The organism is Actinomycetospora sp. CA-101289 (genome assembly GCF_050955895.1).
Classification (GTDB): domain Bacteria; phylum Actinomycetota; class Actinomycetes; order Mycobacteriales; family Pseudonocardiaceae; genus Actinomycetospora.
Genome location: NZ_CP192093.1, coordinates 1 through 22421, shown reverse-complemented (window position 1 = coordinate 22421; position 22421 = coordinate 1). Strand labels below are relative to the sequence as shown.

At 71.7% G+C, this 22421-nt stretch carries 19 protein-coding genes and 2 tRNA genes; 7 read left to right on the top strand and 14 right to left on the bottom strand.

Translation table 11 applies throughout. The features are described 5' to 3' along the window. Positions 1-15 precede the first annotated feature (15 nt). Both ACQPX6_RS00105 and ACQPX6_RS00100 read left to right on the top strand, forming a co-directional pair. Complete coding sequence (locus tag ACQPX6_RS00105) at positions 16-759, top strand: XRE family transcriptional regulator (protein ID WP_433784611.1); 744 nt, start codon at positions 16-18, stop codon at positions 757-759. A gap of 4 nt (positions 760-763) precedes the next feature. After that, positions 764-1234: an NUDIX hydrolase gene (locus ACQPX6_RS00100; protein WP_433784610.1), complete on the top strand. Its 471-nt coding sequence runs from the start codon at positions 764-766 to the stop codon at positions 1232-1234. Here ACQPX6_RS00100 and ACQPX6_RS00095 read toward each other — a convergent pair. Continuing rightward, positions 1225-1884: an HD domain-containing protein gene (locus ACQPX6_RS00095; RefSeq protein ID WP_433784608.1), complete on the bottom strand. Its 660-nt coding sequence runs from the start codon at positions 1882-1884 to the stop codon at positions 1225-1227. The genes ACQPX6_RS00100 and ACQPX6_RS00095 overlap by 10 nt on opposite strands. Before the next feature lie 76 nt (positions 1885-1960). On the opposite strand from ACQPX6_RS00095, the gene ACQPX6_RS00090 reads away from it, so the two are divergent. After that, positions 1961-2740, top strand: coding sequence for a DUF3800 domain-containing protein (locus ACQPX6_RS00090; RefSeq protein WP_433784607.1), 780 nt, complete (start codon positions 1961-1963; stop codon positions 2738-2740). A 418-nt stretch (positions 2741-3158) separates the two neighbouring features. Here ACQPX6_RS00090 and ACQPX6_RS00085 read toward each other — a convergent pair whose 3' ends face one another. The 3 genes from ACQPX6_RS00085 to ACQPX6_RS00075 form a co-directional block, all read right to left on the bottom strand. Further along, complete coding sequence (locus ACQPX6_RS00085; protein WP_433784606.1) at positions 3159-4712, bottom strand: tyrosine-type recombinase/integrase; 1554 nt, start codon at positions 4710-4712, stop codon at positions 3159-3161. A 51-nt stretch (positions 4713-4763) separates the two neighbouring features. Then, a tRNA-Ala gene (locus ACQPX6_RS00080) sits at positions 4764-4836 on the bottom strand. A gap of 9 nt (positions 4837-4845) precedes the next feature. Then, on the bottom strand, positions 4846-4968 hold the full coding sequence (locus ACQPX6_RS00075; protein ID WP_433784605.1) for a DLW-39 family protein: 123 nt from the start codon (positions 4966-4968) through the stop codon (positions 4846-4848). A 122-nt stretch (positions 4969-5090) separates the two neighbouring features. On the opposite strand from ACQPX6_RS00075, the gene ACQPX6_RS00070 reads away from it, so the two are divergent. The 4 genes from ACQPX6_RS00070 to ACQPX6_RS00055 all read left to right on the top strand — a co-directional run bounded on the left by ACQPX6_RS00070 (position 5091) and on the right by ACQPX6_RS00055 (position 8105). Continuing rightward, positions 5091-6284: a Tm-1-like ATP-binding domain-containing protein gene (locus ACQPX6_RS00070; protein WP_433784604.1), complete on the top strand. Its 1194-nt coding sequence runs from the start codon at positions 5091-5093 to the stop codon at positions 6282-6284. Then, a complete protein-coding gene (locus tag ACQPX6_RS00065) occupies positions 6281-7132 on the top strand; it encodes a phosphoenolpyruvate hydrolase family protein (RefSeq protein WP_433784602.1) in 852 nt (283 codons plus the stop codon). The genes ACQPX6_RS00070 and ACQPX6_RS00065 overlap by 4 nt, the downstream gene beginning before the upstream one ends. Next, on the top strand, positions 7132-7575 hold the full coding sequence (locus ACQPX6_RS00060; RefSeq protein ID WP_433784601.1) for an SRPBCC family protein: 444 nt from the start codon (positions 7132-7134) through the stop codon (positions 7573-7575). Before ACQPX6_RS00065 ends, ACQPX6_RS00060 begins: the two co-directional genes overlap by 1 nt. Before the next feature lie 116 nt (positions 7576-7691). Then, on the top strand, positions 7692-8105 hold the full coding sequence (locus ACQPX6_RS00055; protein ID WP_433784600.1) for a histone-like nucleoid-structuring protein Lsr2: 414 nt from the start codon (positions 7692-7694) through the stop codon (positions 8103-8105). Between the two features lie 66 nt (positions 8106-8171). Here the strand turns inward: ACQPX6_RS00055 and ACQPX6_RS00050 are convergent. The 10 genes from ACQPX6_RS00050 to dnaA all read right to left on the bottom strand — a co-directional run bounded on the left by ACQPX6_RS00050 (position 8172) and on the right by dnaA (position 22421). After that, a tRNA-Ile gene (locus ACQPX6_RS00050) sits at positions 8172-8245 on the bottom strand. A gap of 73 nt (positions 8246-8318) precedes the next feature. Continuing rightward, positions 8319-9389: a DUF3566 domain-containing protein gene (locus tag ACQPX6_RS00045; RefSeq protein WP_433784599.1), complete on the bottom strand. Its 1071-nt coding sequence runs from the start codon at positions 9387-9389 to the stop codon at positions 8319-8321. Between the two features lie 67 nt (positions 9390-9456). Further along, a complete protein-coding gene (gyrA, locus tag ACQPX6_RS00040) occupies positions 9457-11964 on the bottom strand; it encodes a DNA gyrase subunit A (protein ID WP_433784598.1) in 2508 nt (835 codons plus the stop codon). A gap of 166 nt (positions 11965-12130) precedes the next feature. Then, positions 12131-13501, bottom strand: coding sequence for an MFS transporter (locus tag ACQPX6_RS00035; RefSeq protein WP_433784597.1), 1371 nt, complete (start codon positions 13499-13501; stop codon positions 12131-12133). Between the two features lie 192 nt (positions 13502-13693). Next, positions 13694-15712 carry a DNA topoisomerase (ATP-hydrolyzing) subunit B gene (gene gyrB, locus ACQPX6_RS00030; protein ID WP_433784595.1) on the bottom strand — a complete coding sequence of 673 codons (2019 nt, stop codon included), beginning with the start codon at positions 15710-15712 and terminating at the stop codon, positions 13694-13696. 217 nt (positions 15713-15929) lie between these two features. Next, a complete protein-coding gene (locus ACQPX6_RS00025; protein WP_433788407.1) occupies positions 15930-16592 on the bottom strand; it encodes a DciA family protein in 663 nt (220 codons plus the stop codon). Positions 16593-16629: 37 nt separating this feature from the next. Further along, complete coding sequence (gene recF / locus ACQPX6_RS00020; protein ID WP_433784593.1) at positions 16630-17808, bottom strand: DNA replication/repair protein RecF; 1179 nt, start codon at positions 17806-17808, stop codon at positions 16630-16632. A 46-nt stretch (positions 17809-17854) separates the two neighbouring features. Next, positions 17855-18766 carry a phosphogluconate dehydrogenase (NAD(+)-dependent, decarboxylating) gene (gene gnd, locus ACQPX6_RS00015; RefSeq protein WP_433784592.1) on the bottom strand — a complete coding sequence of 304 codons (912 nt, stop codon included), beginning with the start codon at positions 18764-18766 and terminating at the stop codon, positions 17855-17857. Positions 18767-18831: 65 nt separating this feature from the next. Further along, complete coding sequence (dnaN, locus tag ACQPX6_RS00010) at positions 18832-20067, bottom strand: DNA polymerase III subunit beta (RefSeq protein ID WP_433784590.1); 1236 nt, start codon at positions 20065-20067, stop codon at positions 18832-18834. Positions 20068-20744: 677 nt separating this feature from the next. Next, positions 20745-22421, bottom strand: a complete 1677-nt coding sequence (gene dnaA / locus ACQPX6_RS00005; protein ID WP_433784588.1) for a chromosomal replication initiator protein DnaA — start codon at positions 22419-22421, stop codon at positions 20745-20747.

Below are 22421 nucleotides of genomic sequence, written 5' to 3'. Positions count from 1 at the left end.
GCCTGGAGGTCCGAGGTGGCCAACGAACGTCTCCGTGACGCCCTGATGCACGCCGGGCACTCGACCTCCACGGCGGCCGACCAGGTCGGGGTCGACGCCAAGACCGTCGAACGGTGGCTGACGCAAGATCGGGTTCCGTATCCCCGGCATAGGGGGGCTCTGGCTGCCTTGGTCGGGCGGAGCGAGTCGTACCTCTGGCCCGGAGCCGTCCCGGCTCAGCGGCAGAAGAGGGCCGCGACCTCGGAGATCGTCGAGACGTTCCCGCACCGCAGCGACGTGCCCGCCCGCCTGTGGGACGACCTGCTGCAACGGGCGTCAGCAGGGATCGACGTGCTGGTGCACGCCGGCCAGTTCCTCCATGAACGGCCCGGCTTCATCGCCACCCTGAAGGCCAAGGCCGAGGCCGGCGTCGCTGTGCGGATCGCCTTCGGGGCGCCGGAGAGCGAGGCCACCGAGCGGCGGAGCGCGGAAGAGAAGCTCGGTCCTGGAGTGCTGGGGGCGCGCATCCGGTACGGCCTCGTCAGCTACCGACCGCTCCTTCACACCCATGGTGTCGAGTTCCGCTTCCACGAGACCACGCTGTACAACTCGATCTTTCGGTTCGACGATGAGATGATCGTCAACATGCACGTCTTCGGCGTCCCCGGCCCGCACGCGCCCGCGATGCATCTGCGGAAACTGTCGGCCGGCGACGTGTTCGAGACGTACGAGGGCAGCTTTGTGGACGTGTGGGACCAGTCGAAGCTGGCCGAGTGGTAGCGGCGTGGCCAGGACCGATCACTACAACGACCCGGACGCCCCACGACCGAACAGCATCGTCATCGCGGTCAGCGCTTTCGTGCTCGACGAGGACGCACAGTTGCTGATGATCCGTCGCACCGACAATGGCTACTACGCCCTTCCAGGCGGCCGCCACGAACTCGGTGAGACGATGACCCAAACAGTCGTCCGAGAGGCCCAAGAAGAGACTGGAATTTCTGTCGAGGTGACGAGTCTCGTCGGCATCTACTCGAATCCCGACCACGTCATGGCATACGACGACGGCGAGGTCCGCCAGGAGTTCTCCATCTGCTTTCGAGCGCGCCCCATCGCCGGCGAACCCCGGACGAGCGACGAGTCGAGCGAGGTCGTGTGGGTGTCCCGGAAGGAGCTCGACGGCATCGACGTCCACCCATCGATCCGGCTCCGAATCGACCACGGCTTCCGAACTGACGCGCCGCCCTACTACACCTGATTCGCGAGCCCCACCCGCGTCAGCCAGTCCCTGGACCGCTGCACCGCTGCGCGCCGCTCATCCATGCCGGCGTCGAGCGCACGCGTTACGTAGTGGTCGGGGCCGTACCGCTCGCGGACCTCAGCCATGCGGGCCTCGAACTCCATGTCCGACCCGTCCGGACCAGTCGTCATGTCGCAATACCAGAGCAGGTCGCGGGTCAGGGTTCGCTCGTCCTGGAACTCCGCAAGCTCGTCCGCCACCCCGAACTCCTGAGCCTCTGCCCTCGCCGACGAGTGGAGGGCGACGAGGTCGACGACGCGCTGCGAAGCGCCGTGGTCCCGGAGATAGCGGGCGCCGTCGAGGGGGTGGAAACCGGTGGTGGCGAGGCCCGGTGCGTAGCCCAGGTCGTGCATCCACGCCGTTGCCTCGAGGAGCTTGGCCTCCGCGCCGAGCTCCTGCGCGATTGCGCGAGCCTTCTGAGCTACAGCGACTACATGTGACCAGCGCCGGGGTAACGGCTCAGCGAGTAGCCGCCGTGCTAGCTCTTCGGCATCCGACGGCTCGGGGGACATCCGCCTCAGCCTAGGGGCGAGCTCCTCGACGATCGACCGTCGCACGGCGCCTGATGTCCCTGCCAGGTGTGTCTCCTCAAAGACGAGCGGCTCCACTCGCGGGCGACGAGAGCTGTCGGTTCAACCCTCTAGGCTTGTCGACTGACCGAGACAGTCCGTCGAGAGGCCGCCCATGGCGCGCACGAGCGCCGCTCTGCCCACCTCTAGGGTCCAGCAGCGAGCGTCGACGTCGACGATCTTCATCGATGAGAGCGGCTCTCGCTCCACGGCCAGCAAGTTCTTCGTCGTCGCCGCCGTGAAGCTCCGGAAGCCTGGCCTGTTCGCGCGACGTGTCCAGGAGCTCCGTGACCAGACCGGCTTCTCGGGCGAGCTCAAGTTCAGCGAGATCAACCGAGCCTCAGTCCCCATCTATCGCGAGATCATCGCCGCCTTGGAGGAGTCCGACGCCACGCTGCACGCGTGCGTCATTGACGGCCAAGTTCATGACCCGTTCAAGGGCGACCGAGAGCAGTGGCGCGTCTACGCAGACGTCGTCGCCCAGCTCCTCGTCGGCAGCATCAACCGCGGCGAGCTCGTTGGCGTGCTGATGGACACGATCTCGACCCCGGTCGGCTGCTCGCTCGAGGACACGGTCCGCAGTAGAGCGAACAGCCGGCTTCGGAGCACCGCCGTCGTCTCGGCTGCCTGTCTCGACTCGAAGTCAAACGATGTGCTGCAGGTCGCCGACCTGCTCGCTGGCTCCATCCTCCACCACAGGCGGATCGCGCGAGGTGGTCCGGGCAGCGCGGGTTCGCACAAGGGCAGGATCGCTACGCACCTCGGTGCGACGTTTGGACGTCCGACCCTGGAGGACGGTCGCGATCGACGAGTCAACATCGACACCTACCGCGGGCCAGCCCCCGAGAAGCTACTATCACTAGGTGTAGCCGGTAGATCACGTAGAGGAGCTTGATAGGTAGCGGCGTTCTGTGGGTACGATTGTGAGGTCGCGGCGGAAGCCACAGGCTCATAGCTGCGACCTCGGCATGAACCTCAGGTTCACTAGCTGAGCAGGGGTGCAAGACACTGCCACCCAAGTATCTCAAGCGATCCCCCGGAGCCTCCGTGGCCCGGGGGATCGCCTTGTTCTGACCGCATGCGGCCAGGTTCTGGTGCGACCTACCGTGGCCGACCAAGCCTCGTGGGACACCAACCCTTGAAGGGCGCCGTCCTGTCGAACGGGCGTTCGATAGACGCCACCCCGGACGGTTGGGCACGCTGCGCCCTCATGCGGACGATCCGAACGTGGCGCGCACTCCGCCAGCAGGGACGCGCCCTGAGCCTCTGGGCCGTTGCCCGTGGGTGGAGCTGACCACCACACGAAGTTCCACTCACGCCTGGGGAGCGAGCACAACGGGTCGCCGGCCACGACTGACCTCGACGAGTTCCCAGGCCTGGAGCAGGGCCACGGCCCGCTGAGCAGTCGCGGTCGAGACGCCGAAGTCGACGCCGAGCTGCTTCCCTGTCGGGAGCTGGGCGCCGACCGGCCACCCGCCGGCAGCGATGCGATCGCGCAGGGCCATCGCGATGTGCTCGAAGGGGTATCGCGGGTCGGTTCTGGCGCGTTCGACGTCGTCTACGTCGGAGGGAGCCGGCCGCTCGGGAAGGCGGTCGGCCAGGCCCTGCGCCGCTCGCTGGTCCGCCTCCGCGACCCATGCCGCATAGACCCGAAGCGTCGTTGTGCCTCCACCCCCGTGCCCAAGGCGACCAGCGACCGTGCGGACGTCGACGCCACCCGCGATGAGTTCGGTCGCCGAGTAGTGCCGCAGGTTGTGGAGGTGGGTGTCGATCCCGAGCCGGTCGGCCATCTTGCTGTACCGCTGCGTCACCGACGACGGCGTCAGGTGCTTCTGCCCCGTCGGTGAGGACGAGAAGACGTAGGCGTCCGGCGACAGCTCGGTCTCAAGGGCGGCGCAGCGCTCCTCCCACCGCCGCCGGTGCTCCTGTAGGGCCTCGACTGTGCCGGGGTCGATCGTGACGTGTCGGCGCTGATGGGTCTTGGTGTCCTTCTCCTCGGTCTCGCCACGGACCTCCGCGATCGCGCGCCGGATCGTCAGCACGCCTCGTTCGAGATTGACGTACCGCCAGCGCAGCCCGCAGACCTCGCCACGGCGAGCGCCGGTCACCATCATCAGCCAGACGAACATCCCCCAGTCAGCGTCGCGGCGCCACGCCGCGGCGACGAGCCGCGCGGCTTCCTCGGGTGTCGGCGGTTGCGGATCGGGCGACGGGACCGGCGGTGGTTCGCCCTGGTCCATCGGGCTCGAGCCCACCCACCGCCAGCGCACCGCGCGCTTGTAGGCGCCGCTGAGGATGTAGTGAATCTTGCGGATCGTCGCTGCGCCCAGCGGCCGGCACCGGTGTGGTCGGCACCGTGCATCGCACTCGTGCGGGTAGCTCGTCCGGTGGTCCACGCCGCGACGGTCGCGGCAGTGCTCGCGGCACCGCCGCATCTCGGCGTAGAGCGAGTCCAGGATCTCGGCGTCGATCGAGCCGACCTTCGACATGCCGATGAACGGCCGGACGTGCTTGTCGACGTACTCCCGATAGCCCTCGACCGTCCGCCGGCCACCGGTGTGCTGATCGAGGTAGCGGTCAAGCAGCTGGTTGACGGTCGCCGTCGTCCGCGGGTTGCGCCTCTTCCTGATGTCGGCGAGGAACCCGAGACGGACCTCCTCGGCGCGCTCCCAGGCCTTGGGTCCGGCCGGCACCGTCTCGACGAGGCTGTGCCGTCGCTTCGTGACCGGGTCCTGGCCGGCGTAGACGCGCACCCGCAGAGCTCCGCTCGGAAGCAGCTCGATGTTGCCCCTGTCGCGCGAGGAAGGGCGCACGGCCTTCGCCATGACCGGGGAAGATAGGCCAACTCGTGCCACGAACCGTGCCACGACCGGAGAAGTTGCTCAGGTCGGACCAACGTTGTCGCAGGTCACAGTAGGTGGAGACGAAGGGAATCGAACCCTCAACCCCCGCCTTGCAAAGGCGGTGCTCTGCCAATTGAGCTACGTCCCCGAGAGGGGATCAGGACGGGGCGGTGGGCCTCGTCGCGTCGGCCCAGACCTCGCGGGTCGGGGCCTGGTCCCGGTGCCGTCGCACGAGGAGAGCGGCCCCGGCGGCCAGGGCGAGCGCCATGAGCGTCTTCACCGCACCCCTCTCGTCGACGACGCGCCCACGGTACCGCAGGAGCCGGTGCGCCCCGTCTGCTCGCGCCGCACACCGCCCGCGGGGTAGGAACCGTGCCGACGACGTCGAGGACGGGAGCGCGGATGAGCGCGACGTGGCGGGCCTACGTGGTGGGCACGTTCGACACCAAGGGCGAGGAGCTCGGCTACGTCGCCGGGCTCCTGCGCGACGCGGGGCACGCGGTGACCACGGTCGACGTGGGGACCAGTGACCCCGACGCCAGCACCGCCGACGTCGGGCCCCGCGAGGTGGCGGGCGACGACGCGTTCACCGGCGATCGGGGCCGCTCGGTGACGGCGATGAGCGCCGCCCTCGAGCGCTGGCTCCCGGCCCGCCAGGACGTCGCCGGCGTCCTCGCGCTCGGCGGCTCGGGCGGCACGGCGATCGTCACGCCCGCCCTCCAGCGGCTGGCCGTCGGCGTCCCCAAGTTCGTGGTCTCGACCGTCGCGTCGGGCAACGTGGCGCCGTACGTGGGGTCGGTCGACATGACGCTCATGTACTCGGTCACCGACGTCGCCGGGCTCAACCGCATCAGCCGCCGGGTGCTGGCCAACGCCGCACACGCGCTCGGCGGGGCGATCGGGGCGCCGGAGCCGCCGGCGTCGGACAAGCCCGCGCTCGGGCTCACCATGTTCGGCGTGACCACGCCCTGCGTCACCGCGGTGACCGAGGCGGTGAGCGACCGCTTCGACTGCCTCGTCTTCCACGCCACGGGCACCGGCGGGCGGGCCATGGAGAAGCTCGTCGACGACCGGCTCATCGAGGCCGTCGTCGACGTCAGCACCACCGAGATCGCCGACCTCGTCGTCGGCGGGATCATGGCCGCCACCGAGGACCGCCTCGGCGCGATCGCGCGCACCGGCGTTCCGTGGGTCGGCTCGGTCGGCGCCCTGGACATGGTGAACTTCGGCGCGCCGGACACGGTCCCCGAGCGGTTCCGCGGGCGCACGCTCTACGAGCACAACGCCCAGGTGACGCTGATGCGCACCACGCCCGACGAGTGCCGCACGGCCGCCGGGTTCCTGGCCGACAAGCTCAACGCCTGCCCGGGGCCCGTGCGCCTCGTGCTGCCCCTCGGCGGCGTCTCGGCCCTCGACGCGCCGGGCATGCCCTTCGCCGACGACGAGGCCGACGCCGCGCTGTTCGACACCCTGCGCGAGCGGTTCCACCAGACCGACGACCACCGCCTCGTCGAGAGCCCCCACCACGTCAACGACCCCGAGTTCGCCGCGACGGTCGTGGCCGCGCTCGAGGAGATCGCCGGAGGACGCCCGTGACCCCGACCCGCACCGAGATCCTCGAGCGCCTGCGCGCGAAGGTCGACCGCGGCGAGCCGATCGTCGGCGGCGGCGCCGGCACCGGACTCTCCGCGCGGTGCGAGGAGGAGGGCGGTATCGACCTCATCGTCATCTACAATTCCGGGCGCTACCGCATGGCGGGCCGCGGTTCGCTCGCCGGATTGCTCGCCTACGGCAACGCCAACGACATCGTGGTGGAGATGGCGCGCGAGGTCCTCCCGGTGGTGCGCCACACCCCGGTGCTCGCCGGGGTGAACGGCACCGACCCGTTCCTCATCCGCCCGCGCTTCCTGCGCGAGCTGCGCGAGCTCGGGTTCGCCGGCGTGCAGAACTTCCCCACCGTCGGCCTCATCGACGGCACCTTCCGGGTGAATCTCGAGGAGACCGGGATGGGATTCGACCGCGAGGTCGAGCTCATCGCCGCCGCGCACGAGGCGGATCTGCTCACGACGCCCTACGTGTTCTCCCCCGACGACGCCCGCGCGATGACCGCGGCCGGCGCCGACGTCGTCGTGTGCCACATGGGCCTGACCACCGGCGGTTCCATCGGCGCGCAGACCGCGAAAACGCTGGACGACTGCGTCGCCCTCGTCGACGAGTGGGCCGCCGCCGCCCGCGAGGTGCGCGACGACGTCCTCGTGCTCGTCCACGGCGGACCCGTCTCGTCCCCCGACGACGCGGCCCACGTCCTGTCCCGCGCGCGCACCTGCCACGGCTTCTACGGCGCCAGCAGCATGGAGCGCCTGCCCACCGAGCAGGCCCTCACGGCCACGACCCGGGCGTTCGTCGCCCTGCGCCCCACCCACGACCCCGAGGAGGCCCCCTGATGCCCGATGTCACCACCAGCGCCGTCGTCCCCGCCGACGTTGAGGCCGTCTGGCGGGTGGTCCGCGACTTCGACGGCCTCCCGACCTGGCACAGCGCGATCAGCGCCAGCGAGCTCGAGGACGGCGCCCGCACCGACCAGGTCGGCGCGGTGCGCCACCTGACGCTCGCCGACGGCGGCGCGGTGCGCGAACAGCTCGTCGCCCTCGACGACCGCGAACGGCGGCTCACCTACTCCATCCTCGAATCGCCGTTCCCGGTGCAGGACTACCGCTCGACCATGCGGGTCGCACCCGTGACCTTCACCGGTGAATGCGTGGTCACGTGGTCGGTGTTGTTCGACTGCGACCTCGCCGAGGCGGAGCGGCTCTCTACGCTGTTCGGCCGCGATGTGTTCGGCACCGGACTGAGCGACCTGGTCTCGTATTTCTCCCCCGGCGAGTGACGTCGGGCGCACGAATCGAACGCGGTGGGAACAACTCGTCATTCCTTTGCTAATGTCGCGCTCGACGCCAGGAATGCCACCGCGTCGCGCACCGCAGTGAAGGAGTACGTCCCCCCATGGCGCAGAAGACCATCGTCACCCTGGTCGACGACCTGACCGGTGAAGAGGCCGAGGACATCAGCACCGTCGAGTTCGCCCTCGACGGCGTGACCTACGAGATCGACCTCGACGAGAAGAACAGCAGCAAGCTCCGCGACGCCCTCGCCGACTACGTCGCGGCCGCGCGCCGCACCGGTGGCCGGCGCGCCAGCAACGGCGGCCGTCGTCGCTCCGGCGGCGGCGCGGGCACGGGCACGCCCCGGGCCACGTCTCCCGGCGGCTACGACCGCGAGACGTCGAAGCAGATCCGCGAGTGGGCCAAGGGCCAGGGCTTCGAGGTGTCCGACCGCGGCCGCGTGCCCAACAACGTGGTCGAGGCCTGGGAGGCCCAGCGCAAGGGCTCCGACCACTCGGCGGCCTTCTCGGGCTGACCGACCAGCACGGCGCACGACGACGGCCCCGGAGCGCGATGCTCCGGGGCCGTCGTGGGTGCAGGGTGGGCCCAGCTGGATTTGAACCAGCGACCTCGTCGTTATCAGCGACGCGCTCTAACCAACTGAGCTATGGGCCCTCGCGAGGTGCGGACACCAGGTTACCGGAGCGCCGGGGCCCGCCGTGCACGGGGATCCGGCGCCCGGCACCCCTCACTCGCGCTCGGAGAGGGTCACCTCGATGCCGCCCGCGACGTCGGCGGAGATGTTGTAGATGAACGCCGAGACGCTGGCCAACGCGGTGAACAGGATGATGTTCACGACGCCGATGACCGCGGCCACGCCGAACACCCCGCCAGCGGTGATGAGCTCGCCGCCGCCGCCCGCGTCGGACGTGAGGTCCTGGTAGGTGCCGTTGAGCTGCGCCCACACGCCCATGCCGTCGAGCACCGCGTAGAGCACGCCGACCGCGAACATCCACACGAAGAACAGCGCGACGCCGAGCACCAGCGCGAGCTTGAGCACCGACCACGGGTCGAAGCGGCGCACCTGCAGGCTCGCCCGCCGCGGGGCCTTGCCGGTGCGCGGCCGCGCCGTCGCGAGGTCGGCGACGTCGTCGGGCTCGCGACGGCCCTCGTCCGCGTCCTCGCGGGGACGCAGACCCAGCTGGTCGGGCGAGAGCTGGTTGGTGGGCGCGTCGATGCCCGAGGAGGACGTGCCCGTCGAGCCCGACGCCCCGCCCCCGTCACCGGTGCCGCCCGGGCGGGCCGCCCCGGACACCGGCGCCGTGCGCGACGCGACCGGGATGCCGCCCGAGGGCGGGTTGGAGCCCTGCTGGACACCGGGGCCCTGCGGGCCCCCTTGGGGCCCGCCGGGCCGCGCGAACGGACCCGAGGGCGGGTGGTTGCCGCCAGGGCCACCCGGGCCGCCGCCGACCCGCGGCTGACCGCCGGCCGGGGTGGGCGGGCTGTTGGGACGCGGCCCCGGGCGCCCGCCGGCGGGCACCGGCGCGGACGGCGCGCCCGCGCCGGCACCGCCCCGCTGCCAGGGCGGCGGCGGGCCGGCCGACCCGCCGCCCGACGACTCCGACGGGGCGTCCGCCTGGTCCGACCCCGCCGTCGCGGCACCGTCGGCGGGCTCGCGGTCGGCGACCGTCGAGACCCGCGTCGTGGCGTCCTGACCGCCGGCCGCCTCGTCCGTGCCCGTCCGCGTGCCACCCGGAGCGTCCGCTGCGGCGGACGACGCAGCGGGACCGGGCTCGTCCGGCTTCTTGGGTGTGCTCACGGGGACTCGTCTCGTCGGTCGGTGACGGGATCAGGACTGGCGGTCACGGCTGCGGTCACGGCGGCGGTCACGGCTGCGGCTGGGAGGTCGACCCGCCCGCGTCGGGGTCGGCCGCCTCCTCGGCGTTGCGTGCGATCGCGAGCAGGGTGCCGCTGTCCCCGAGGTTCATGAGACGCACCCCCTTCGTCTGGCGCCCCGCCTTGCGGACCGACTTCGCCGTCGTCCGGATCACCCCGCCGCTCGTCGTGATCGCGTAGAGCTCGTCGTCGAGCTCGACGATCAGGGCGCCGACCAGCGTGCCGCGACGGCGGTCGTACTGCAGCGTCAGCACGCCCTTGCCGCCCCGGTTCTGCACCGGGTACTCCTCGATCGGCGTGCGCTTGGCGTAGCCGCCGCCGGTGGCGACGAGGAGGAACGTCCCGTCGCGCACCACACCGAGCGAGAGCAGCTCGTCGCCGCTGTTGAAGCGCATCCCCGTGACGCCGGAGGTGGCGCGGCCCATCGGGCGCAGCGCGTCGTCGGTGGCCGTGAAGCGGATCGACTGGCCCTCCGCGGACACGAGCAGCAGATCGTCCTGGTCGGAGCACAGCACGGCCCCGACGAGCTCGTCGTTCTCGCGCAGGTTGATGCCGATGAGGCCGCCGGAGCGGTTGGAGTCGAAGTCGGTCAGGCGCGACTTCTTCACCAGGCCGGCCTTCGTCGCCAGCACCAGGTACGGCGTGACGTCGTAGTCCTTGATGTGCATGACCTGGGCGATCTGCTCCTCGGGCTGGAACGCGAGGAGGTTCGCCACGTGCTGGCCGCGGGCGTTGCGGTTGGCCTCGGGCAGCTCGTAGGCCTTGGCCCGGTAGACCCGGCCCTTGTTGGTGAAGAAGAGCAGCCAGTCGTGCGTCGAGCACACGAAGAAGTGTGCGACGAGGTCGTCCTGCTTGAGCGTCGCGCCCTGCACGCCGCGCCCGCCGCGCTTCTGCGCGCGATAGAGGTCGGTCTTGGTGCGCTTCGCGTAGCCGGTGCGCGTGATCGTGACGACGACGTCCTCGACCGCGATGAGGTCGGAGTCGGCGACCTCGCCGTCGTAGCCGACGATGCGGGTCAGGCGGTCGTCGCCGTGCTTCTCGACGATCTCGCCGAGCTCGTCGCGGACGATCTGCCGCTGCCGCTCGGGGCGGGCGAGGATGTCCTCGAGGTCGCGGATGGTCTCCTCGATCTCGGCCAGCTCGTCGATGATCTTCTGGCGCTCGAGGGCGGCCAGGCGACGCAGCTGCATGTCGAGGATCGCCTGCGCCTGCAGCTCGTCGATGTCGAGGAGCTCGATCAGGCCGGTGCGGGCGACGTCGACGGTCTGCGACGCGCGGATCAGCGCGATGACCTCGTCGAGGGCGTCGAGCGCCTTGACCAGCCCGCGCAGGATGTGGGCGCGCTCCTCGGCCTTGCGCAGGCGGTAGCGCGTGCGCCGGACGATGACGTCGATCTGGTGGCGGATCCAGTGCCGGATCATCTGGTCGAGCCGCAGGGTGCGCGGCACCCCGTCGACGATCGACAGCATGTTGACGCCGAAGCTGTACTGCAGCTGGGTGTGCTTGTAGAGGTTGTTCAGCACAACCTTGGCCACGGCGTCGCGGCGCAGCGTGATGACGATGCGGCGGCCCACGCGGTCCGACGACTCGTCGTTGATCTCGGCGATGCCCGCGATGCGCCCGTCGCGCACCAACGTCGCGATCGACTCGATGAGCGAGTCCGGGTTGACCTGGTAGGGCAGCTCGGTGACGACGAGGGTGGTGCGGCCCTTGCTGTCCTCCTCGGCCTCCACCACCGAGCGCATGCGGATCGAGCCGCGCCCGGTGCGGTACGCCGACTCGATGCCGTCGCTGCCGACGACGAGGCCGGCGGTGGGGAAGTCGGGGCCCTTGATGTAGCCCATGAGGGCCTCGAGGGTCTCCTCCTCGGAGGCCTCCGGGTTGTCCAGCGCCCACGTGGCGCCGGCCGCCACCTCGCGCAGGTTGTGCGGCGGCATGTTGGTGGCCATGCCGACGGCGATGCCCGCGCTGCCATTGATCAGCAGGTTGGGCACGCGGCCCGGGAGCACGGTGGGCTCCTGGGTGCGGCCGTCGTAGTTGTCGGCGAAGTCGACGGTCTCCTCGTCGATGTCGGCCAGCATGCTCATGGCCAGCGGCGTGAGCCGGCACTCCGTGTACCGCATCGCGGCCGCGGGGTCGTTGCCCGGCGAGCCGAAGTTGCCCTGGCCGTCGATCAGCGGGTAGCGCATCGACCACGGCTGGGCGAGGCGCACGAGCGCGTCGTAGATCGCCGAGTCGCCGTGCGGGTGGTAGTTGCCCATGACGTCGCCGACGACGCGGGCGCACTTGACGTAGCTGCGGTCGGGCCGGAAGCCCGAGTCGTACATCGAGTACAGGACGCGCCGGTGGACGGGCTTGAGGCCGTCCTCCACCAGGGGGAGCGCGCGACCCACGATGACCGACATCGCGTAGTCGATGTAGGAGCGCTGCATCTCCTGCTGGATGTCGACCGGCTCGATGCGTTCGCCGGAGCCGGGAGGCAGGGTCGTCTCGGTCACGCGGTCGGTCTCCCCTTCTGCACCCCGGGGCCGCGGCGGACACCGCATCGTCTCGACGGGGTCGTCGTCGTGCGCCGGATCCGCACCTGGTCAGCGCGGGTCCCGACCCCTCGAGTCTACCGACGCCCCCCGTCGGCCACGGCTTCCCCCGGCGGCGCGCCGGGTGCTACCGCGCGTGGTCGCCCGCGACGGCGGGCACCGGGGCGCGCGGGTCCTCGACGAGACCGCGCTGGAGGGTCTCGCTCATCGCGTACGAGCAGGCGAGCGAGATCAGCGCCATGCCGACGACGTACACGCCGACCGAGAGCAGGCTGCCCGTGGCGGCGACGAGCACCGCGCAGATCGTCGGTGCGATGCCCCCGAGGATCGACGCGAGCTGGTAGGCCAGCGAGGCGCCGCTGTAGCGCAGGCGGGTCGGGAACTGCTCGGCGAAGTAGGCCGACTGCGGGCCGTACACCGCGCTGCGGCAGGCCTGGACGACGAGGCCGCCGAGGATGAACAGGGCGAGGTTGCCCGTGCCGACCAGCAGGAAGTACGGGATGCCGAACACCGCCAGCAGCCCCATCCCGGCGAGGAACATCCGGCGCCGGCCCACGTAGTCCGACAGCAGGCCGAGCAGCAGGATCATCGGGATGTCCGAGGCGGACAGGGCGGTGTTCGCCGCCAGGATCTCGGTGCGGTCGTAGCCCAGGCTGGTCGTGGCGTAGGAGACCAGCCAGACGGAGCCCACGTAGAACGTCGCGTTGGTGGCCAGGAACGACCCGGCCGCGAGCAGGATCTCCTTGGGGTAGGTGCGGAACGCCTCGACCACCGGCATCCGTGCCGCCGACTTCGTCTCCATCGACTCGCGGAAGACCGGGCTCTCCGCGACGGTCAGGCGGATCCACATGCCGACGGCGATGAGCAGTGCGCTGGCCAGGAACGGCACGCGCCAGCCCCACGAGAGGAACTGGGCCTCGGTGAGGGTCAGGTCGAGGACGAGGAACGCGCCGGTGCCGCAGACGAGACCGAGCGGGACGCCGACCTGCGGCCAGCTCCCGTAGAAGCCGCGTCGGTGCGGCGGGGCGTTCTCCACGGCCATGAGCGCCGCGCCGCCCCACTCGCCACCGACGCCGAACCCCTGCCCGAGGCGCAGGACGACCAGCAGGATCGGGGCCGCGACGCCGATCGCGCTGTAGGTGGGCAGCAGCCCGATGGCGACCGTGCAGGCACCCATGAGCAGCAGGGACCACACGAGCATCGGCTTGCGGCCGACGCGGTCGCCGAAGTGCGCGAACACCGCGCCGCCGAAGGGGCGCGCGATGAACCCGGCCGCGAACGTCCCGAACGCGGCGATCGTGCCGGCGGTCGGCGAGGCGGACGGGAAGAAGAGCTTCCCGAACACCAGGGCCGCGGCGGTGCCGTAGATGAAGAAGTCGAACCACTCGATGGTCGTGCCGACCAGGCTGGCCAGCGCCACCTTGCGCGGGACGCGCAGCGAGGGTCGGGCGGCGTCGCTGGGCATGGGGCGCTCCTCGTCGTCGGGGTGCCCGGTCATGGAACGACCCGCCCAGGACAGGGTCAAGGTTCGACAAAGAACCCGTGCCCGAACTGGGCCGAGTGCACGATCGCGGGGGTCCGCCGCGCGGCTGCCCGCACAGACGAGAGCCCGGGTTCCACGGGAAACAACTCCCGTGGAACCCGGGCCCCGGGTCTCGACCTCGACCAGCCGGCCGCGCCAAGGCGCGAGTCAGACGTCGAGGAAGCGCACGTCCTTGGCGTTGCGGGTGATGAACGAGCGCCGCGACTCGACGTCCTCGCCCATCAGCACGCTGAACAGCTCGTCGGCCGTGGCCGCGTCGTCGAGCGTGACCTGCAGCAGCATGCGGGTCGACGGGTCCATCGTCGTCTCCCACAGCTCCTTGGCGTTCATCTCGCCGAGGCCCTTGTAGCGCTGGACGCCGTCGTCCTTGTTGATCTTCTTGCCTGCCGCCCGGCCGGCCTCGATCAGACCGTCGCGCTCGCGGTCGGAGTAGGCGAACTCCGGCTCGGCGCCGCGGCCGCTCCACTTGATCTTGTAGAGCGGCGGCTGCGCGAGGAACACGTGGCCGTTCTCCACCAGCGGGCGCATGAAGCGGAAGAGCAGCGTCAGCAGCAGCGTCCGGATGTGCTGGCCGTCGACGTCGGCGTCGGCCATCAGCACGATCTTGTGGTAGCGCAGCTTGCTGAGGTCGAACTCGTCGTGGATGCCCGTGCCGAGCGCCGTGATGATCGACTGGACCTCGTTGTTCTTGAGGACGCGGTCGATGCGGGCCTTCTCGACGTTGATGATCTTACCGCGGATCGGCAGGATCGCCTGGAACATCGAGTCGCGCCCCGACTTGGCCGAGCCGCCCGCCGAGTCGCCCTCGACGATGTAGACCTCGCTGCGCTCCGGGTCGTTCGAGCGACAGTCGGCGAGCTTGCCGGGCAGTCCGCCGAGGTCGCCGGCGGTCTTGCGGCGCACGAGCTCGCGGGCCTTGCGGGCCGCCAGGCGGGCCTGGGCCGAGCCGACCGCCTTGTTGATGATGGTCTTGGCCTCGGCCGGGTTGGCCTCGAACCAGTCGCCGAGGTGCTCGTTGCAGACCTTCTGGACGAACGAGCGGACCTCGGTGTTGCCGAGCTTGGTCTTGGTCTGGCCCTCGAACTGGGGCTCGGCGACCTTGACCGACACGATCGCGGCGAGGCCCTCGCGGATGTCGTCGCCGGTGAGCGCCGGGTCCTTGTCCTTGATGAGCTTCTTGTCGCGCGCGTAGCGGTTGACCGTGGCGGTCAGCGCGGAGCGGAAGCCCTCCTCGTGGGTGCCGCCCTCGGTGGTGTTGATCGTGTTGCAGAAGGTGTAGACGGACTCGGAGTAGCCCGAGTTCCACTGCATCGCGACCTCGACCTGGTGGCCGGTGCCCTCGGCCTGGAACCCCACCGGCTTGCGGTGGATCGGGTCCTTGGCGTGGTTGATGTGGGCGACGAAGTCCTCGAGGCCGCCCGGGTAGTGGAAGGTGCGCTCCTTGACCTTCGAGACGTAGCCCTCGGCGTCCGGGGCCTCGTCGAGGTCCACCCCGTCGCTGTCGACGCCCTCGGGCTTGCGCTCGTCGCGCAGGGTGATGGTGAGGCCCTTGTTGAGGAAGGCCATCTCCTGCAGGCGCCGCGAGACCGTCTCGAGGTTGTACGTCGTGGTCTCGAAGATGTCCGGGTCGGCCCAGAACGTGATCGACGTGCCGGTCTTGCGCGTCTTGCCCGCCGCCACCAGCGGTCCCGGCACCGAGCGGTCGTAGTGCTGGGTCCAGGCCTGGCCGTCGCGGTGGATCTCGACGTCGAGCGCGACGGACAGGGCGTTCACGACGCTGATACCGACGCCGTGCAGACCACCGGAGACGGCGTACGACTTGTCGTCGAACTTGCCGCCGGCGTGGAGCATGGTCATGACCATCTCCACCGCGGGCTTCTTCTCCACCGGGTGCTCGTCGACGGGGATGCCGCGGCCGTCGTCGACGACCGTGATGCCGCCGTCGGCCTGCAGGGTCACGTGGACGAACGTCGCGTAGCCGGCCATCGCCTCGTCGACGGAGTTGTCGACGGCTTCCCAGATGAGGTGGTGCAGGCCGCGCTCACCGGTGGAGCCGATGTACATGCCGGGCCGCTTGCGCACGGCCTCGAGACCCTCGAGCACCGTGATCGAGGAGGCGCTGTAGTCGCCGTTGTTCTTCTTGGCCGAGTTCTGTGCGGCTGCCACGGGCTCCGGATTCTCCCTCGCGTGGACGCGTGCCCGTACGCACGGCGCGCGGGCGGGTACCTCTGCCGTCCAGTCTACCGGGTCCCCCTCCCCAGAACGGCCCGGGCACACGGCTCAGCGCGTCACAGGGCGACGGAATCGCCCCGGGGAGGGATCGACCGCCCGAGACGGCCTCCCGACGCCTCTCGGCGGCCGGTGGCAGCGCCCCAGCGAGCCGTCAGCCGTAGGTGTCGCGCGGACCGCGCCCCGACACGTGGCGGGGGCCGCGGCGCCAGCTGGGGGCGGTCGGCCCGTGGATGCGCATGCGCGTGACCACCCCGTCGCCGAGGCGGTTCGCGAGGCGGCCGAGCAGCTGGCGCTGGAGCAGGCGCAGCTGGGTGGCCCACGCCGTGGAGTCGGCCTGCACGGTCAGCTCGCCCTCGCGCAGCGCTATCGGGCGGGCGTGCTCGGCGACCTCCTCGCCGACGAGCTCGGCCCAGCGCCCGAACACCGCGCCGCCGGAGAGCTTCGGCGCCCACCCGCGCTCGCCGGACAGGCGCGAGGCGAGGCGGCCGAGCGGCTGGGGGTCGCGGTCGTCGGAGCCGGCGCCCGACCAGCCGCGGCGCCGGGGTCGCCGCAGACCGTTCGCGCCGCGGCGGACCGGGCGCCGCACCGCGTCGGCGCGCCCGCCCCCGGTCGCGGCCCGCTTGGCGGCGGCCGCCTCGCGCGCCGCGGCGAGGGCGTCGCGGGCCAGATCGGCACCGCGCCGGGAGGGTGGATCCGCCGCCGGCTCCCCCGATCCGGGGGTGTGGACAGGGCCGCCGGGGTCGCCGCCCTGCTCCGCCCCCGGATCCGCACCCGGACGATCGCCCGGGACGGATCTCCCACCCGAGTTGTCCACAGCATCCACAGGTCTGTCCCCAGCTCGAGGGTCATCGTCACGCGTCCGGCCCACCAGTCGCACCCCCTGTCGTCCGACTCGCCGCCGGTTTCTCACTCACCGTGCCCGACTCGACCACGAAGCGTGCCCCGTGCAGGTCGGAGGGCACGTCGTCGTCCACCGCCGCGGTGACGAGCACCTGCTCGGCGCGTCCGGCCGTCCGCGCGAGGGCCCGCCGGCGTCGAGCATCCAGCTCCGCGAAGACGTCGTCGAGCACCAGCACCGGTTCGGAGCCCTCGCCGCGCAGCAGCTCGAAGCCGCCCAGGCGCAGCGCGAGCGCCAGCGACCACGACTCGCCGTGGCTGGCGTACCCCTTGGCCGGGCCCTCGCCGAGGACGAGCTCGAGGTCGTCGCGGTGCGGTCCGACGAGGCACACCCCGCGCTCGATCTCGTGGGTGCGCCGGCGGCGCATCTCCTCGAGCAGCACCGCCTCGAGGTCCTCGACGGGCGGCACCGCGGCGCCGGTGACCCCGAGGTCGTCGATCGCCGCGACCTTGGACCGGTAGCGCGCGCCCACCGGCACCGACTCCGGGGCCACCTCGGCGTAGGCGTCGCGGACGTGCGGGGCCAGCGCCGCGGTGAGCTCGAGGCGCCCGGCGACGAGCACGGCGCCGGCGCGGGCGAGGTGGGCGTCCCAGACGTCGAGGGTGCCGGTGTCGCCGCGGGCGTTCCGGGCGGTCTTGAGCAGGGCCGAGCGCTGGCGCAGCACCTTGTCGTAGTCGGCGCGCGCCCCGGCCCAGCGTGGCGCGCGGGCGACGAGGAGGTCGTCGAGCAGGCCCCGGCGCTCGCCCGGGTCGCCGCGGACCAGCGCGAGGTCCTCGGGCGCGAAGACCACGGTGCGCACGATGCCGAGGATCTCGCGGGGGCTGCGCACCGGCGAGCGGTTGACGCGCGCCCGGTTGGCCCTCCCGCTGGCGATCTCGACCTGCACGGTCAGCTCGCGGCCCTCGTTGACCACGACCGCCCGCACCGTGGCCGCCGCGGTGCCGCGGCGGATCAGCGGCGCGTCGCCGGCGACGCGGTGCGACGAGAGCGTGGCGAGGTAGCCGACGGCCTCGACGAGGTTGGTCTTGCCCTGGCCGTTGGCCCCCACGAGCACCGAGACACCGGGCGCGAGGGTGAGGTCGGCCTGCTCCCAGGAACGGAAGTCGGTGACCGAGAGCTGTCTGACGTACATCCGTCCCTTCGTTCCGCTCGCCCCCGCCGGGCGGTCAGCCGCGCGGTCAGCCCCCGGTCGGCGGCTCGTTGGCGGCGTCGCCGGCCTTGTGCGTGGCGTGGCCGCCGAACTGGGCGCGCAGCGCGGCCACCGCCTTCATGGCCGGCGAGTCGGTCTGGCGGGAGGCGAACCGGGCGAACAGCGCCGCCGAGATCACCGGCGCCGGGACCGCGTGCACGATGGCCTCGTCGACGGTCCAGCGGCCCTCGCCGGAGTCCTCGGCGTAGCCCGTGATCTGGTCGAGCTTCGGGTCGGCCTCGAGGGCGCGGACCATGAGGTCGAGCAGCCAGCTGCGCACCACCGTGCCGCGGCTCCACGCCTTCATCACCGCGCCGACGTTGTCGACCGGTCCGCCCGCGCTCAGCAGCTCGTAGCCCTCGGCGTAGGCCTGCATGAGGCCGTACTCGACGCCGTTGTGGACCATCTTCGCGTAGTGGCCCGCGCCGACCGGGCCGGCGTGCACGAAACCCTCCTCGCGGGGGCCCTCGGGGCGCAGGGCGTCGAACACGGGCAGCAGGCGCTCGATGTCGCCCGCGTCGCCGCCGGCCATCAGCCCGTAGCCCTCGGTGCGCCCCCACACCCCGCCCGAGACGCCGCAGTCGACGTAGCGCACGCCGTGGCCGTCGAGCAGCTCGGCGTGCACCGCGTCGTCGGTGAACTTGCTGTTGCCGCCGTCGACCACCAGGTCGCCGGCCTCGAGCAGGTCGGCGAGGCTCCGGACCGTCGAGTGCGTCGCCTCGCCCGCCGGGACCATCAGCCAGATCGTGCGGGGCGCCGCGAGGGCCTTCACGAGCTCGTCGAGCGACGCCACGTCCCCGGACCCGTCGTTGGCGTACCCCACGACCTCGTGCCCGGCGGCGCGGAGCCGCTCGGCCATGTTGCCGCCCATGCGCCCGAGTCCGACCATGCCCAGCTGCACGTCTGAGTTCCTCTCGTCGGCTCCCCGGACGGGGTGCTCGGTGTGGGGCGTGCCGTGCGGCCGGGTCAGCCCGGCAGGCGCACCGGCATCAGGAGGTAGAGGTACCCGGGGCGTGGTTCCGGCAGGTCGTCGCCGCCCTCGCCCGGACCGGGCTCGACCGCGGTGGCCCCGCCCCCCGCGGTGTCGTCGCCGTCGGCGCCGGCGTCCGCCGACTCCCCGGGCGGGGTGGCCGGGCGCAGCAGCGCGGGGCGGCTGGGCGTGGTGAACGAGAGGTGGGCGTGCTCGGCGCCGAGCGCGCCGAGGCCGTCGAGCAGATAGCCCGGGTTGAACGCGATGGTCAGCGGCTCGCCGACGAACCGGCAGGCCAGCTCCTCCTCGGCGCTGCCCTCGTCGTCGCCGCCCGCGGTGAGGCGCAGCGTGTCGTCGGCGAACTCGAGGCGCACCTGGGTGCCGCGCTCGGCCACCAGCGAGACGCGCTTGATGGCCTCGACGAGCGGCGCGATCTCGAGCACCGCGGCCGACGTGTGCTCCTTGGGCAGCAGCTGGCGGTAGCGCGGGAACTCGGCGTCGAGCAGGCGCGTGGTGGAGCGCCGCCCGCCGCCGGCGAGGCCGAGCAGACCGTCGCCGCGGGCCAGGGCCATCTCGATGCGCGAGCCCGAGGACGTCAGCGTCTTGGCCGCCTCGGCCAGGGTCTTGGCCGGCGCCAGCAGCGCGACCTCGCCCTGCTCGCCGCCGCCCGCGCTCTCGCCCGGCTCCCAGCTGAACTCGCGGACGGCGAGGCGGAACCGGTCGGTGGCCGCCAGCGTCAGCGTGGAGCCGTCGATCTCGATGCGGATGCCCGTGAGCATCGGCAGCGTGTCGTCGCGTCCGGCCGCCACCGCGACCTGCGAGACGGCCTGGGCGAACACCTCGGGGGCGAGCGCGCCGGCGACCGGCGGCATCTCGGGCAGCTGCGGGTAGTCCTCGGCCGACATCGTCGGGAGGCTGAAGCGGGCGTTGCCGCAGGCGATGGTGGCGCGCGGGCCGTCGACCGTGACGTCGACGGGGTGGGGCGGCAGGGCGCGCGTGATGTCGGCGAGCAGGCGGCCCGAGACCAGCGCGCGGCCGCCGTCGCCGATCATCGCCGGCACCTCGACGCGGGCGGAGACCTCGTAGTCGAAGCCGGAGACCGTCAGCGTGCCGTCGCCCTCGGTGTCGAGCAGGACGCCGCCGAGGACCGGGACGGGTGCGCGGCTCGGGAGGCTGCGGGCGACGAAGGCCACGGCGTCGGCGAGAGCGTCTCGTTCGACGCGGAACTTCATCGCGGGTCCTCCCCCTGCTGGGCCGGTGCGGCGTCGCCTCCGGCGGTGCACCCCGGCGCGGGTGCATCACGGTAGAGCCTGCAACAGGGGTCCGACACTCCGGGCCCGATCTCGATCCGAGCCGATCGGGTACGTCCGACGAGGTCTCGGAGCGGTCTCGGCGCTCCGTCCACACCACCTGTTCTCTTTGAGTTCTCTAGAGAGAGATAAACAGCAGTAGTAATAGGTCCTGTGCGCGGTGTGGACGGGGGCCGTCCGTGCAGGTGGGCGGGCGCGACCCCGTGTGGACACCTCGATCCGCGGGGTCCCCGGATCCGGGGACGGATCGGCGTGTCCGGTGGACAGCTCGTCCCGGCGCCTCCTCGTCCCGGGCCGCTCCACCGCCGCGAGGGAGATGTCCACAGAGTTGTCCCCAGCTGTGGGTCGATCGGGAGTCGAACGATCGCCGTGTGCTACCGGACCCTGTGCTCGGCGCCGATCACCGTCGACTCGGCGTTCGGCGCTGCTCCACCGGTCACGCACCGTCGCTCGACATGGCGCACGATCTCGACGCAGGGTGACCGGTTCGGCGGCTTGCGCCGGGGTGCGGCGCGGGCGTCGTGGAGCGAAGGACTCCTCGACTGCGCGGGACGCAGCGAGGGACGCCTTCGCTGCCGACCGGGGGCGGGAGGGCGAGCTCAGCCCCGGGCGCGCTGCTTGATGCGCGCGGTGAGCTCCTGGACCTGCTCGTAGGTCCGGCGACGCTCGGCCATCTCCTTGCGGATCTTCTTGTCCGCGTGCATGACCGTCGTGTGGTCGCGGTTGCCGAACATCTGGCCGATCTTGGGCAGGGAGAGGTCGGTGAGCTCGCGGCAGAGGTACATGGCGATCTGGCGGGCCAGGGCGAGCGCCTTGGTCTTGCCGGGGCCGCAGAGGTCGTCGATGGACACCGAGTAGAACTCGGCGGTGACGGCCATGATCGTCGGCGCGGTGATCTCCGACTGCCGCGAGTCGGGGATGAGGTCGCGCAGGACGATCTCGGCGAGCTGCAGGTCGATCGGCTGCCGGTTCAGCGACGCGAACGCGGTGACGCGGATGAGCGCGCCCTCGAGCTCGCGGATGTTGCGCTCGATGCGGTCGGCGATGAACTCGAGGACCTCGGGCGGGGCGGCCATCCGCTCGCCGGCGGCCTTCTTGCGCAGGATGGCGATGCGCGTCTCGAGCTCGGGCGGCTGGATGTCGGTGATCAGGCCCCACTCGAACCGCGTGCGCAGGCGGTCCTCCAGGGTCTCCAGCCGCTTGGGCGGCCGGTCGGAGGACACGACGATCTGCTTGTTCGCGTTGTGCAGCGTGTTGAAGGTGTGGAAGAACTCCTCCTGGGTGCCTTCCTTGCCCTCCAGGAACTGGATGTCGTCCACCAGCAGCACGTCGACGTCGCGGTAGCGGCGCTGGAACGCGATCTTGCGGTCGTCGCGCAGCGAGTTGATGAAGTCGTTGGTGAACTCCTCGGTCGACACGTAGCGCACGCGCATGCCCGAGAAGAGGCGCTGGGCGTAGTGCCCGACGGCGTGCAGCAGGTGTGTCTTGCCGAGCCCGGAGTCGCCCCAGACGAACAGCGGGTTGTAGGCGCGCGCCGGCGCCTCGGACACCGCGACGGCGGCGGCGTGGGCGAAGCGGTTCGAGGCGCCGATGACGAACGTGTCGAAGGTGTACTTCTCGTTCAGCCGCGTCTGCGAGCGCGGTGCGCCGCGGGCGGGGTCGGGGCCGGTGTCGCGCAGCTCGTTCGGCTCACCCGGGCCCCGGGGCGTCCAGATCTCGTGGACGGCGGCGAGGCCGTCGCGGACCTCGTCGACCTCCTCCTCGGGGTGTGCCCGGTCGGGGTTGTAGGTCACCCGCCCGACACCGGCGGCGGCGGCGATCGCCTCGGCCCGGTGCGACGACGTGGGCGACCCGGGCGACGAGGTCGCGGCCAGGTAGCCGGTGTCGGGACCCGAGTCGGCGGGGCGGTGGCCGTCACCGGACGGGTGGCCGTCCTCGGACGACGCGTTCACGCGCGGCAGTGGCGAGGTGCTGGGCCCGATGTCGGGCGTGGGCCGGGCGCTGTGGTCGACGCGCACCGCGAGGGAGACCGGGCGGCCGATGTGGCGGGAGAGCGCGTCGACGATCGGCTCGCGCAGGGCCCGCTCGATGGCCTCCTTGGCGAACTCGCTGGGCGCGGCGAGCAGGGCCGTGTCGTCGAGCAGCCCGAGGGGGCGGGTCACGCGCACCCACGCCCGCTGCTGCGGGGAGAGCGCGGCGCCGCCGATCGCGCCGGCGGTGAGCTCGGAGACGACCCGGCCCCAGGTCTCGTCGAGGTCGAAGAGCTGGTCCGACAC

Coding starts and splice junctions, on each gene's coding strand:
- ACQPX6_RS00055 (WP_433784600.1), top strand. CDS start 7,692: ATGGCGCAGAAGACCATCGTCACCCTGGTCGACGACCTGACCGGTGAA.
- dnaN (WP_433784590.1), bottom strand. CDS start 20,067: ATGAAGTTCCGCGTCGAACGAGACGCTCTCGCCGACGCCGTGGCCTTC.
- ACQPX6_RS00035 (WP_433784597.1), bottom strand. CDS start 13,501: ATGACCGGGCACCCCGACGACGAGGAGCGCCCCATGCCCAGCGACGCC.
- ACQPX6_RS00090 (WP_433784607.1), top strand. CDS start 1,961: ATGGCGCGCACGAGCGCCGCTCTGCCCACCTCTAGGGTCCAGCAGCGA.
- recF (WP_433784593.1), bottom strand. CDS start 17,808: ATGTACGTCAGACAGCTCTCGGTCACCGACTTCCGTTCCTGGGAGCAG.
- ACQPX6_RS00060 (WP_433784601.1), top strand. CDS start 7,132: ATGCCCGATGTCACCACCAGCGCCGTCGTCCCCGCCGACGTTGAGGCC.
- ACQPX6_RS00070 (WP_433784604.1), top strand. CDS start 5,091: ATGAGCGCGACGTGGCGGGCCTACGTGGTGGGCACGTTCGACACCAAG.